Annotated in this window: 1 protein-coding gene (only partly in view); it reads right to left on the bottom strand. The window is 71.4% G+C overall.

Annotated features, from left to right (window positions below; genetic code table 11):
• Positions 1–14977, bottom strand: the 5' portion of a protein-coding gene (locus QMG86_RS15865) for a type I polyketide synthase (RefSeq protein WP_281880424.1). It extends 6497 nt beyond the left edge of the window; only the first 14977 of its 21474 coding nucleotides appear in the window; the start codon lies at positions 14975–14977; its stop codon lies beyond the left edge, outside the window.

Genomic DNA, 14977 nt, shown 5'->3' with positions numbered 1-14977 from the left:
CGACGTCGAGCGACCGCACCCGGATCCGGGCGCCACGCTCCCGCAGTTCGGCGATGACCGACCGGGCTCGCGCGTCCGGCGCCGAGCGCCCCGCGAGCACCAGCTCCGGCCACCCCCGGTCGACGAACCAGCGGGCCAGTCGCAAGCCGACCCCGCCCAGGCCACCCGTGATGAGCACGGTCTGTCCCGCTCCGGAAGCCGACTCGTCCGGCACGGCTCGCACCGGCACGAGCCGCGGCACACGACGACGTCCCTGGCGCAGCGCGAGCTGGCGTGGGGCGTCGGGTACGACGAGTGTCTCGGCGACGGTTCCGGCATCGGTCATCTGGTCGAGATCCAGGACGCGACAGCCCATTTCGCGGTGCTCGAGCTGCGCACTGCGGGCGAAGCCCCACAGCGCGGACTGCTGGGGCGCCACCGGATCGGAGGAACCGACGCGCTGCCCGTGCCGGGTGACCAGCCATACCGCGGGTTCCCCGGCCGCCGCCGCAGCCTGCACGAGGTGTACAGCGCCGACCACCAGGCGTTCGGCGACGACCGGCGCGGGCGAGTCGTCGGCCGAGAGCGCGATCGCCGAGACGATCCCGCGCAACGGTGCGCGTCCGTCGCGCACCGCGCCCAGCAGGGCGCGCACCGCCGCGGGTACGCCGAGGTCGACCTCGAACTCGCCGTCCGCGCGGAACGCGAAACCGTGGCCGGGCCGGGCGAGTACGCACTCCCCGCCGCGCGCCCGCAAGGCGTCGGCCAGCCCGTCGGTGAAGTCACCGGACGCGCCGATGATCAGCCAGCGTCCGGCCGCCGAGGCCGGGAGCGCGGAGTCGGCCTCCTGCCAGTCGACGCGATAGGTGTCCGCCAGGAACCGCTCGTGCAGCGCGCGGGACGGCTGCCCGCCCGAGTGCGGTGTAGGGGTCGGCATCACTCGCAATCCGTTCGCGACCAGCACCGGGTTACCCTCCTCGTCGAGCAGTCGAACATCGGCGACGCACAGCTGTGGCGTCTGCTCGACGACGCGCACATGGCCGAATCGAACGGTGCCCGCGGCCAGCGAGACGAGCACTTGGTCCACCGCGAACGGCACCCACGTCTGCTGCTCGGCGCGCGGTGACATCGCCGCGTAGGTGGCTTGGAACGCCGCGTCCAGCAGCACGGGATGCACCGGCGCGGTGCCGGGCTCGGTCTCCGGGGCCGCCAACGTGACCAGGGCCTCCTGCCGGCCGAAGCGCACGTCGGTGACGCGGCGGAACGCCGGTCCGTACGGCAGGCCCGCTCCGGCCAGCAGCTCGTAGAAGGCCGCCGCGGTGAGGTGTTCCCGGCAGTTGCCGAGGACCTCCGCCAAGCCCGCGCCGTCCGGGATCCGCTGCGCCGCGGTACGGACCTGAGCGCGCGCGTGCGTGCCGGACCCTGCGGTCGTCACCCGCACCGCCAACCCGTTGGAGATCGGCTCGAAGCCCACGCGCACCGTTTGCGGGCCGGTCAGGGCGAGTCCGTGGGTGATCACGAGGTCATCGATCGCGATTACCTCACCGGTGAGGAGAGAGCGCGCCTTGTCGACGATGGTCGCGACGAACCATGCGCCGGGTACGACGACAGCGCGGTCCACGACGTGGTCGGCCAGGTAACTCGGGTACTCCGGGGCGAGTGTCAGATCGAAAACCGATGCGCCGCTGTCTAATCGGTCGGCGGTCGAAGCCGCAGCACCTTCCGGTCTCGCTGAAACGTCCCCGTGCGGAGGGACAGCGCCGCTCGGGACACGCAGAACGCCCGGCCGCGCCGGAATGGACGCCTCGGCGACGGCAGTGCCCTCCGAAAGTGTGCCGAGGTCTCCCGGCTGCCCACGGTGGTCCGAGAGCGGACCTCCGGGCAGCGCGGCGAGCGTCGCATCCGACACCGACGGCGTGCTACCCGCGATAGTCGTGTGCTCGGAGAGCACGGTGCTGGAATCAGCGAGCGACGCAGCGTGGGGTCGTGGTGAAACCCCACCGGATCGTGCGGGTGCGACGCCCGCATGTGCGTCTCCGGAACGCATCGCACGATCCGGTCGCCCGGCAGCCGAAGCGTCCGATACCGCGAAGGCGGCGGATCCCTGCTCGACCCAATAGCTTTGCCGCTGGAACGGATAGGTCGGGGCGAGCACCCGTCGTCGTTCGTGCGGCCGGTGCACCTGCTCCCAATCCACCGGCACACCCGCGACATACAGCTGTCCGAGCGCGGTCATCATCGTCTCGCGGTCACCGCGGCCCCGGCGCAGCGACGCGACGAACCGTGCCGAGTCGCCCAGCACGCGCCCGCCGAGCGCCGACAACGTCGGCTGCGGACCGATTTCCAGGAAGTCACCGATGCCCAGCTCGGCCATGGCCCGCATCCCCTGGGCGAACCGCACCGGCTGGCGCGCGTGCCGTGCCCAGTACTCCGGGGTGAGTTCACCCGCCCCCAGCGGTGCACCGGTGAGATTGGACACGAGCGGTATCGCTGGATCGGTCATCGTCGCCTTGGCCGCCGCGAGAGCGAGGTCGTCGAGGATCGGATCCATCGCCGCGGAGTGGAAAGCATGCGACACGGTGAGGGCGGCGGACCGGAAACCGCTGGCCGCCAGTTCGTCTCGTAGCCGGTCGAGCGCGGCTTGCGGTCCGGCGATCACCACCTGGGCCGGTCCGTTGTAACCCGCGATCGACACCGCGGGCTCGTACCGCGCGACCAACGGCGAGACCTGCTCGGCGGGAGCGTCGACGGCCATCATCGCGCCACCGTCCGGCAGCCGCTGCATCAGCCGTCCGCGCACGGCGACGAGCTGTAAGGCGTCCGCCATGGTCATCGCGCCCGCGGCGCAGGCGGCGACGTATTCCCCGACGCTGTGCCCGAGCACCGCGGCCGGGGCGATCCCCCATCCCCGCCACAGCTCCCACAGCGCCCACTCGACGGCGAACAGCACCGGCTGGGTGAACGCCGTCTGCCGCAGCAGCTCCGGACCGTGGTCGCCGTAGAGGGCCTCGACCAGCCCGATCCCGTCCGCGATCGGTCCGAGCACGGCGTCGCAGTTCCGCAGCGCGTCCCGGAAGACCGGTTCGGAGTCGAACAGCTCGCGCGCCATGCGGGGGTACTGCGATCCCTGTCCGGTGAACAGCAGCGCCACCTTCGCCCGTGCCGTTCGTTCCACGCGGCCGTGGATCAGCGTCGGCGGGTGGTCCCGCAGCTGCCGCGCGGCCGCCGCGCCGGTATCGGCGACCACCGCGAGCCGCTCTTCGAAATGGGTCCGCGCGGTCGCGGCGGTGTAGGCCAGATCGCCGAACGACGCACGCTCCGAGGAGATTTCGTCTGCCCAGTTCTCGGCGGTGTCGGCGAGGGCGGTCCGGTCGCGTGCGGACAGGACGAGCAGCTGCGCGCCCGGTGCATCAGTGCGCGGCGCCTGCGCCGGGTCACCCTGAGCCAGTACGACGTGCGCGTTGGTGCCGCTCATCCCGAAGGAGCTGATGCCGATCGCCGGATCGTGATCGGTGCGCGGCCATTCCCGGGCTTCGCGCACGACTTCCAACGGCAGCCCGGCCCAGTCGATCAGCGGGTTCGGTGTCCGGAAGTGCAGGCTCGGCGGAATCCGGCGGTGCTGCAACATGAGCACGGCCTTGATGACTCCCGCGACACCGGCCGCCGCCTCCGTATGCCCGATGTTGGTCTTGACCGACCCGATGAGCAGCGGCCGCGTACGGTCGGCGCCGTACACCTCGGCCAGCGCGGTGGCCTCGATCGGATCACCGAGCGGAGTGCCGGTGCCGTGGGTCTCGACGTAGTCCACCACTTCCGGCCGCAGCCCCGCCCGCTCCAGCGCGTCGCTGATGACCCGCTGCTGCGCCGGACCGTTGGGCGCGGTGAGGCCATTGGATCGTCCGTCGTGATTGACCGCGACGCCACGAACGACGGCCAGCACCCGATCACCGTGGCGGCGGGCCTGCGACAATCGGGTCAGCACCAGCACGCCGCACCCGTCGGCGCGGACGTAGCCGTTGGCGTCGGCGTCGAACGCCCGTGACCGTCCGTCGGGCGACAGCGAGGCCAGACGGCAGAAGCCGATGGTGGTCTCCGGGGCCAGCTGGAGGTTGACTCCACCCACCAGCGCCAGATCGCATCGGCCCGCGCGCAGCCCGTCCGCGGCCGCCTGCAACGCCACCAGCGACGACGAGCATGCCGTGTCCAACGTCATCGCGGGACCTTGCAGCCCGAGGACATAGGCCAAGCGACCGGCCGCGACGCTCGGCGCCGAACCGATCACCGAATAGGCGCCGATCGCGGTCGGGTCGGCGGCCCGGATCGGCGTCGCCGGATACTCGCTGAAACACAGCCCCACGAACACGCCGGTGCGGCTGCCCGCCAGCGCACCGGGCGCGCGGCCGGAGCGCTCCAGCGCCTCCCAGCTGGTTTCCAGCAGGAGGCGTTGCTGCGGGTCCATCGCCCGCGCCTCCGCCGCGCCGATGCCGAAGAACGCGGGATCGAATTCGTCGGCGCCGTCGACGAACCCGCCCCAACGGGTGTACATCGTGCCCAGCGCCGCCGGGTCGGGATCGTAGTAGTCGTCGATGTCCCAACGCTGCGGCGGCACCTCGGTGATCGCGTCACGGCCGTGCCACAGCAGATCCCAGAAATCCTCTGGCGTGCGCACCCCGCCCGGGAAGCGGCAACTCATGCCGACGATGACGATGGGGTCGTCGTCGGGCTGGTCGCTTGCGGAGTCCGTGTCGGTCGAAAGCTGTGGCTCGGCAGGCTGTTCCGAGGACGACGTTTCCGACGGTGCGAACGCGCGCGCAGGCGCCTGGTCGGCGACCTCGTTCTGCGCCGCCGTGGGAGCGGACCCACCCTTGCGGTGCAGGAACCGCGCGATCTCACGCACGGTCGGGTAGTCGAAGACCAGCCCGGCGGGCAGCGGCATCCCGACCTCGGCGGCCAGTGCCGCACGCAATTCCATCCCCGTCAGCGAGTCCACGCCCGTGTCGTGCAGTGGCACCTCGGGATCGAGCGCACCGGCTCGATCCAGTACCCGCATCGCGACGCGCTGGACGAGCGCCTCCCAAGGCGCGACATCATCGGGTGTTGCCGGGGCGTCGGCGGTCTCCGGTCGAGTCGGCAGCGGGGCGGCCGCCGTGACGTGCGGCGCTCGCCGCGCGTACCACCGTTCGGGGGCGAAGTCGAAGACGCCCGGAGCGGTGCTGTCGGACCGGACGAGATGATCCAGCGCCGTGGCCGCATCCCCCTCGTACAGCGGCGGCAGCCCACGTCGCACGAGCCGCGCGGTGACGTCGGCCCGGCCCGCGGCCATACCCACGTCGGCGAACGGCCCCCACCCGATGCTCAGCGCGGGAAGTCCCTCGGCACGCCGCCGCCAGGCCAGCGCATCCAATGCCGCGTTCGCCGCGGCGTAGTTGGACTGGCCCGGTGTGCCGAGCACGCCCGCCACGGACGAATAGGTGAGGAAGAGTGCCAGCGGCTGGTCGCGGGTGAGTTCGTCGAGGTGGCGCGCCGCATGGTATTTGGGTCCGAGCACGGTCTGGAACCTCGGCCAGGTCTGCTCGGTCACCACGCCGTCGTCGAGCACTCCCGCGCAGTGGATGACGCCTCGCAGGGGCGGCAGCCCGGATTCCGTGATGCCCTGCAGCAGCGCCGCGACGGCCGCACGGTCACCGACATCCGCCTGCCGCGCCGTCACACGCGCACCGGCGGCGCGCAGCGACTCCATCAGGCGCGCTCCCGCCGCGTCCGGTGCGCGCCTGCCCACCAGCACCATGTGCCGGACGCCGCGGCCGGCCAGCCACCGCGCGGCCGCGGCACCGAGGCCGCCGAAACCTCCGGTCACCAGATACGTGCCTTCGGGCAACCGGTCACCGTGCCCGGCGGCGTCTCGGGCCAGCACCACGACGCGGCCGGGATGATCGCGTTGCGCCATGGCGCGGAACGCCTCGGCGGCACGATCGATCCCGTGCACCGCGTGCGGCAGCACAGTCAGTGCACGCTGGTCGAACAGCGCCATCACCTCGCGGAGGGCAGCGCCGAGCTGCCGTGGGTCGAGGGTGGCGGGATCGAAAGCCCGATGACCGACATCGCCCTGACGGTCGATCGCGCCGGTCTGCACCGGGTCGACGATCTCGACGACTCGGCCGCCGGCGTGCAGTAGTTCGGAGGCGTGCGCCGCGAATCCGTCACCCAGGGTGTGCACGACGACATCCACTCCATGCCCCGCGGTCGCAGCCCGCACGCTCTCGCCCAACCCGTGGCTACGCCAGGTATCGATCTGGGTCACCGGAACGCCCGCGTGCTCCGCCCAGCGACGCAGCGCGGCGGGCGCGCACACCTGCGCGCCCGCGTGCGCGGCCAGCTGGATCAGAGCCATACCCATGCCGTCGGCGGAGCCGTGGACGAGCACGCGGTCCCCGGTACGCAGACCGCCGAGATCGAACAGCGCATGCCATGCGGCGGTGAAGGCGTAGGGCACGGTGGCGCCTTCGGCGAAGGACAGGTGATCCGGCAGCAGTGCCACCATGCCCTGGTCGACCGTCACGTGACTGGCGAGACTCTCGCTGGCCAAGGCCACGACACGGTCACCGACCGCGAGCCCGTCGACACCGGCGCCGACCGCGGTGATCCGGCCCGCGCATTCCGCACCCAACGGCAGCACACCCTGCGGATGTATGCCCGAGGCCACCCACAGGTCACGGGCATTGAGACCGGCGGCGGCGACGGCGATCTCGACCTCCCCGGGCGCCGGCGCACGCCGGACACCGGAGGCCAATCGCATCCGGTCGAATTCGCCGGAGCGGTCGGCGACCAGTTGGTACTCGTCGGACGGCGCGGGGCCGTCGGCGAGACGAGCGGTCAGCCAGCGGTTGTCGCGAATCGCGAACTCACCGGTGCGCCCGCTGAGCAAACCGTCGACGATACTGTCGGCGGCGAATTCGGCGGGCAGATCCAGCAGTCGGCACCCGAACTCCGGATGCTCGGTCCTCAGTGTGCGCCCGAAACCCCACAACAGCGCCTGGTCGGGATCCGGCCGGTCGGCGGGAGCGACGTGCTGGGCGTCGACGGTCAGCAACCACAGCGCGGACGGCCGGTGCGCCGCCGCGTCGAGCGCGCGCGTCAACCGCAGGACGGCTTCGATGCGGGTCCGGGCGGACGCCGCGGTCCACGCGAAGACGACACCTCGGAACGGCGACGAGAGCGGGTCGGCCGCGTCGTCCGGGCGTACCACCACGGTGTCCGCGCCGCGCGCAGCCAGCTCGGCGGCGACCGCGTCACCGACCGGCCCGTCACCGAAGATCAACCAGCGGCCCGGGGGCTCCCCTGCTTCGAACGCGCCGTTCTCGGCGGGAACCCATTCCATGTGGTGCAGCAGACGCGTGAGCCGGGACGAATCCGATTCGCCGGCAGACAAGTGCGGCGCAAACCCTGGCCCCGTAGCCATCAGTTCGACCCCGTGCACGCTGGCGAGCGGTCGCCCGGAGAGCGAGTGCAGTGTGGCGTCACCGACGATGACGCGCGCACCGCGTTCGGTCACCCGCACCCGGCACCGGACAGTCGTATCCCCGGCCGACGGTCCGCCGAAGAATCGAGCTCTGCCCACAGCGGACGGCAGGAACAACCCCTCGGCCCGAGCGGTCACCACGATGGTGTGCAGACAGGCATCGAGCAGGATCGGATCGAGCGCCGTCGCGCGGTCACCGGGCAGCCGGAACACGGCCTCGGCTTCGCTGTCGCCGATCCGCCGGAACTCGAGGGCACAGCGGTATTCGGCACCCAGATCCAGGCCCAGCCCGGCCACCGTGTCGTAGTAGTCCGGCCATATCCGTGGCTCCGGGTCACGCGCCACAGCCTCGAGCGGGGCGATGGAATCCGATTCCGCCGCAGTAAGTGTGGCCTGCGCATAGCAGGTCACGCCGTCATCGCGGCGAACGAAACGCACGCCATGACCGTCCGGGCCGGGCTCGAGTTCGACCCGCAGTTCCGTTTCTGCGGTGACCTCCAGCGGCTGTAGCAGTCGCAGCCCGGTGACCTCCCACGCCCCGGGCAGTCGAGCGCCGATCTCGTTCAGCTGAGCGCACAGCCACGCCGCGGGCACCGTGGGCACACCGCGCAGGCGGTGTCCTTCGAACATCTCCGGAGCGAGCCGCAGCGTGCGCGACGAGGGCGCGTCCGCCGAACGCGGCGTCAACTCCAGCCAGTGCCGTTTGCGCTGGAACGGGTAGGTCGGCAAATCGACATGACGCCACCGGCGACCGGAATGCACTGCGGCCCAGTCGATATCGGAACCATCGACGTACCGGCGAGCGAGGTCCGACGAACCGGTCGACTCCTCGACGACCGACCCGCTCGCGATCGTCCCCGAGGCGACATTCCCGAGCGCGGCGCGCAATTGCGCGGCGGTGTCGAAGCCGATGGCCACCCGCTCGCCGAAGTGGGTTCGGCCCACCGCGGCGGACGCGCACAAATCCCCCAGCGCGGTCTCCGGGCGGGTGGCCAGCAGATCCCGGTAGCGAGCCGCCAGCGCACGCAGCGCCTCGGCGCTCTTGGCCGACAGAACCAGCAGATGGGGTCCGGCGTCGTCAGCGGTTGCGGGCTCGGCTGCCTGCGGCGCTTCCTCGAGTACCACGTGCGCGTTCGTCCCGCTGATACCGAACGCGCTCACACCCGCCCGCCGCGGTCGCCGCGAACGCGGCCACGGGCGCTGCTCGGCGACCACGCGAATCGCGACCGAATCCCAGTCGATATGCGGATTGCCCGACCGGAAGTGCAGCGAGGCGGGAATGCGCTCGTGCCGCAGAGACTCGATCACCTTGATGATGTTCGCGATCCCCGCCGCGGCCTGGGTGTGCCCGAGGTTCGACTTCACCGATCCGATCCACAACGGGGTCGCTTCGGTGCGACCTTGCCCCAGCACCGAGGCCAGCGCGTTCACTTCGATCGGATCGCCCAGCGCCGTGCCGGTGCCGTGCGTCTCGACGTAATCGATGTCCTGCGCCGCGAGTGCCGCGTCCGCGAGCGCCGCGCGGATGACCCGTTCCTGCGCCGGACCGTTCGGCGCGCTCAGTCCCTGACTGCGGCCGTCGGAATTGACCGCCGATCCGCGCACCAGTCCCAGCACCCGATCGCCGTCGCGCCGGGCATCCGCCAGTCGTTTGAGCACCAGCATCCCCGCGCCGTCACTCCAGACCACGCCGTCGGCGCGCGCGTCGAAGCTCTTGCACCGACCGTCGGCAGCCAGGCCGCGCGCCCGCGCGAAATAGATGTCGAGCGAGGGCGTGAGCACCACGGTGGCGCCACCGGCCAGCGCGAGATCGCATTCGCCGCTGCGCAGGCTGCGTACCGCGGTGTGCACCGTCACCAAGGACGACGAGCACGCGGTGTCGATGGTGAGGCTGGGACCGTGCACGCCGAGGAAGTACGACAGCCGCCCGGAGGCGACGCTGGAGAGATTGCCGGTACCGAACCAGGCATCGGGCGCGAGGTCGGCCCGCGCCATCCGTTCGGCATAGTCATTGGACATCAATCCGACGAAGACACCGGTCCGGCTGCCCTCCAGGCGACTCGCCGGATAACCGGCGTGTTCGAGCGCCTCCCACGCTGTCTCGAGCAGCAACCGCTGCTGCGGGTCCAGCATCCGCGCCTCGCCGACGGAGATGTCGAAGAACCCGGCGTCGAAGTCCTCGACACCGTCGACGAACCCGCCCCAGCGCGTGTAGGTCTTGCCCTCGGCGTCGGGGTCCGGATCGAAGAAGGCGTCCGCATCCCAGCGGGTCGCGGGCACCTCGGTCACCGCATCGGTCTCGGTGGCGAGCACGTGCCACAAATCGGCAGGCCCGCGGACCGCGCCGGGATAACGGCAGCCCATGCCGATGATCGCGATCGCCTCGGCGTCCTCGTCCGTGGCAGAACCGGTTTCGTGCGTTGTGAGCTGCGACACGTTCGATGTAGTAGGTGTAACCGGGAGTTCGGTTGGGTACACGGGGGTGGTGAGCTGCTCGGAGGTGCGCGTGATCGGTCGTGGTCCGGCCTGCTCTCCTGCCGTGCGGCGAGGGGCGGACGTCGCGCCGAGCCGGGCGATCTCCTCGGACACCGCGGCGACGGTCGGATGATCGAACAGCAGGGTCGCCGGCAGCCGCACGCCCAGATCGGCGGAGAGCGCGTCGCGCAGTTCGACGGCCATCATCGAATCCAGTCCGAGTTCGCGCAGCGGCATGCGATCGGAAATCGCCGTCGTGCGGCCCAGTGCGGTCATGGCGTGGCCACGCACCAGTTCGAGCAGTTCCGCCGGCTCACGCGGCGCTCGGGCGTCCTGCGCGTCCACCTCGGCGATCGATTCCGCTTGCGCCGCAACGGCTGTGACAGCCGGGAATACCGCGACGACGCCCTCGGCCGACAGCAGCGAGCGCAGCGCTCGAGCGCCGTCCTCGGCGGCCAATTCGGCGACGCCGTGGCGCAACCAAGCGCGGCGGGCCGCGTCGCTGAGCCCGCCGGCCATGCCGGTGTTCGCCCACGGGCCCCACGCGATGCTCACCGCGGGCAGCCCGCGCGCCGCGCGCAGGCGAGCGAGGGCATCGAGATACGCGTTCGCCGCGGCATAGTTTCCCTGCCCGGCGGTGCCCACCACGGCGCTGACCGACGAGAACAGCACGAACAGCTCCAGCGACCTGTCAGCGGTCAGCTCGTGCAGGTGCCACGCCCCCGCGACCTTCCCCGCGAACACCCGATCGATATGACCCGCGGTCTGCTCGACGAGCAGGGCGTCGTCCAGGACGCCCGCGCAGTGCACCACCCCGGACAGCCTCGGCAGCTCGTCACCGAAGCGAGCGAGCAGACGCGACAACGCCGCTCGATCCCCGACGTCGACCACCACGGTCTCGACGCGCGCGCCGAGGGCCGCGATTCGCGCCATCGCCCGCTCGTCTCCCGGAGCGGGGACACTGCGACCGGCCAGCACGACAGTCCCCGCACCGGCTTCGGCCAAAGTTCGCGCAGCGGACAACCCCAGCGCTCCGCGCCCGCCGGTGATCAGATACGCGCCGCCACGATCGAGCCGAGGCAGGGAGCCGAGGTCGTCGGAGGGCTGCATTCGCGGCGTGTAACGGTGGTGTCCGCGCAGCGCGACCGCCTGATCCGCCGCCCCCGAGCGGATTTCGCTCACCAGGCGGTGGTCGTCGCAGTGTGCGCCCACGGGCAGATCGATCAGGCGGCAGCGCACTTCGGGCAGTTCGGTGTGCGCGACCGCGCCCAATCCCCACAGCGCCGCGGCAGCAGCGCGCACCGGTTCCCCGGGCAGCGCTCCGGTTGCCCCGATGGTCACCAAGTACAAGGGTGCGTCGGCGACGCTCCGAGCCATCCGCTGGATCACACCCAGGGCGAAGTGCGATTCCCGCCGCGCCGCCTCGGCGCTGTCGTCCGCCTCGACGTCGGCGAGGTAGATCACCGCCCGGTCATCGTCGGGCCGGACAGCGAGATCCGTTGTGCGTTCTACCGCCACGGCATCGGTACCGGCGGCGCGCAAGGCGGCGGCGAGCCGGTCGGCCTGGTGACCGACGCCGATCACCAGCGCGGCGGCGGGTCCCCGTCCGCTCGGCGACGCCACGACGGGCGCCCAGGTCGGACGATGCGTGAGGCCGGACATGCGATCCCGATCCTGCGACTGTCCGGCGATGCCGGACTCGGCGAACCATACGTCTTCCATCTCGCAGAACACGGCGCCCGCGGTATCGAAGACCGTGATGCGAACTGTGCGGCCGGTGCGCTCGGCCAGCGCCCACGCGGCGGCGCCCGCGTCTTCGCCGGCCAACCGCAGACGGCCGATACCGACCGGCAGTCGAGCCGCGTCGGTGTCCCTGGAGGCCAACGCGAGGCCGGTCTGCACCGCGGCGTCGAGCAGGCACGGCAGCCAGGCGTCCGGTTCACCGGCGAGTTCGGCCGGACGCCGCAATTCGGCGAGCACGCTGCCCTCGCCGCCCCACAACCGCGTGATCCAGCGGAATCGCGGACCGAAGGTCAATCCGGCGTCGGCACACCGCCGGTAGAAGTCCGCGACGTCCCATTCGGTGCCCAGCGCGCGCCGCGCCGCGGACAGGTCACCGGCTTCGCGCGGCCGGGCCGAAGCGGCCCGGACCGCCGCGGACACCGCGGTGACACTGCCGTTCTCGACATGGAACCGCACTTCGGTGCGATCCCCCGCCTCGGACACGACCGGCTCGGCCAATTCCCCGAGCGGCACCGGCCGCGCGGCGACGAAGTCGATCAGCTCATGGTCTGCGTTTCCGGCCGCGCGCAGAGCGCGCAGCGCGAGATCCGCCGCGGGCACCACCGCGCGGTCCCGGAACCGATGCTCGGCGAGATATCCGGTGCTCGACGAGGTGCCCACGTTCGGCACGGTGAGCTGCTGCCGCTCGAACGGATAGGTGGGCAGGTCGTTGCGCCGCCGTGCGCCTTCGGGCACCACCGCGGTCCATGCGATTTCCGCACCGGCGCAGTACAGCTCACCCAGAGCGGTCAGCAACACCTCGTCGTCGCTGGAACGTCGGCGCATACTCGGCAGCCACAGAGCGCCGGTGTCGGCATGCCGCCCGAATTCCAGCAGCACCGGGTGCGGTCCCACTTCGAGGTAGGCGTCCACGCCCAGCTCGGCGACCGAGCGCACACCGTCGGCGAAACGGACGGTGCCGCGGGCGTGCGCCCGCCAGTACGCGGCATCCATGCGGGTCTCGATCCGCGCGCCGGTCACGTTCGACACCAGCGGAATCGCCGCCGCGCGCGGATCGGGCGCCAGTTCGGCGACCAGGGTCTCGAAGTCGTCCAGCATCGGATCCAGCAGCGGCGAGTGGAAGGCCGTCGCGCCGGGAAGTCGCACCGTGCGGATCGACCGTTCCTCGGCGGCGCGCAGGATCCGGTCCACCGCGTCCACCGCTCCGGAGACCACGAACTGTCCGGGACCGTTGACCGCGGCTACCGACGCAGTCGCCGCGAGCGCGTCCACCAGCGCCTCGAATTCCGCGGGCGCGGCGAACACCGCCGCCATGGCGCCGCGCTGCGCGACCGCCTGCATCAGCCGGCCACGCTCGGCAGCCAGACGCAACCCGGTGTCGAGGTCGAACACTCCCGCGACGGTCGCCGCCACCAGTTCACCGAGGCTGTGCCCCAGCACCACGTCGGGACGCACGCCGAACGCCGACCACAGTTCGGCGCAGGCCCATTCGATCGCGAACAGCGCCGGTTGCGCGTACTCGGTGCGGGTCAGCAACTCGTCGTCGGCGTCGAACAGCACCGATCGCAGTCGCATGCCGCCGGGAAGTGGTCCGAGCGACTCGTCACAGCGGTCGAGCGCCGCGCGGAAGGCCGGATACTTGCGGTCGAGTGCCGCGCCCATTCCCGCGTACTGTGCGCCCTGCCCCGTGAACAGCATCGCGACCCGCGGCTTCCCCGCATCGAGGTCGGTCGACCGACCTGATGGAGTTGCGAGTTCGCGGGCTGCTTCCTCGGCCGTACGCGCCACCACCGCGCGCCGACGCGCGAAATGCGTGCGCCCCAGCGCCGCAGTGGCAGCGACATCGGCGAGCGGCACCTCCGACCGGCTCAACTGCTCTGCGTAACGGCGGGACACCAGGTCGAGCGCAGTCGGGGTGCGCGCCGAAACAACCAGCAGTGCAGGGCCTTCCGGTACCGCGCGCGGCCGCGGGTCGGGCGCCTGTTCCAGCACCACATGCGCGTTGGTGCCCGAGAAACCGAACGAACTCACCCCGGCCAGCCGGGGCCGCTCCGTACGCGGCCAGTCGATATCGCGGGTCGGAAGCGCCAGCGCCGTGCCGTCGAGCGAAATCTTCGGGTTCATCGTGGCGAAGTCGTGCTGGCGCGGAATTCGTTCATGTTGCAGTTGCAGCACCACCTTGATCAGACCGGCGATGCCCGCCGCCGCCTCCAGGTGGCCGATCTGCGACTTCACCGAACCCAGCAGGCACACCGACCCATCCGGACGCGGCCCACCGAGAACCCTGGTCAGCGCTTCGATCTCGATCGGATCGCCCAGTGGCGTGCCGGTGCCGTGCGTCTCGACGTAGCCGACCCGGTCGGCGGTGCAGCCGGCGTCGGCCAGCGCGTCGCGCAGCAACTCGCGCTGTGCCGTCGGATTCGGTGCGGTGAGGCCCATGGAACGACCGTCGTGGTTCACGCTCGAGCCTCGGATGAGCGCCCTGATCGCGTCGCCGTCGGCAATCGCCCGCGAAAGCGTCTTGAGCACAACGACACCCGCGCCCTCGCCGCGCACATACCCGTTCGCGCGGGCGTCGAAGGGACGACAGTGCCCGTCCGGTGACAGCGCGCCCATACGGGCCAGCGCCTCGGAGGTGAGTTCGGATTGCAGCAGATTCACCCCACCCGCCAACGCGACGTCGCACTCGCCCGCGCGCAGACTGCGACACGCCTGATGCACCGCCACCAGCGACGACGAACACGCCGTGTCGATCGCCACCGCCGGGCCGCGCAACCCGAGCGCGTAGGACACCCGCCCGGCAACGATGCTCGACATCGTCCCGGTGAGCGTGTGCGCGTCCACCGACTTCACCCAGTCCGGGGTGATGGTGCGCTGGTATTCCTGCCAGCTGACGCCGAGGAACACCCCGGCGCGGGCTGCGGCCGGGCTGTCCGGCAGCAGTGCCGCGTCTTCCATCGCTTCCCAGGCTATTTCGAGTGCCAGCCGCTGTTGCGGGTCCATCGATGCCGCTTCGCGCGGCGCGATCCCGAAGAACCCGGCATCCATGGCATCGATCGGCCCCGTCAGCAGGCCGGCCCGCCGCCGCGCTCGCCGAGGCGCCGAATCCGTGACATGCCAACGGTTTTCGGGTGCCTCGACGATCGCGCCGCGGCCCGAGGACAGCAGTTCCCAGTACTGCTGCGGGGTTTCCGCACCGCCCGGAAAGCGGCAACCGATACCCACGACGGCGATCGGCTCACGCTGAGACCGTGCCTCCAA

Source organism: Nocardia sputorum, assembly GCF_027924405.1.
Lineage (GTDB): Bacteria > Actinomycetota > Actinomycetes > Mycobacteriales > Mycobacteriaceae > Nocardia > Nocardia sputorum.
Note: the sequence above shows the minus strand (reverse complement) of the source record. Positions and strands in the feature narration are given on the sequence as shown.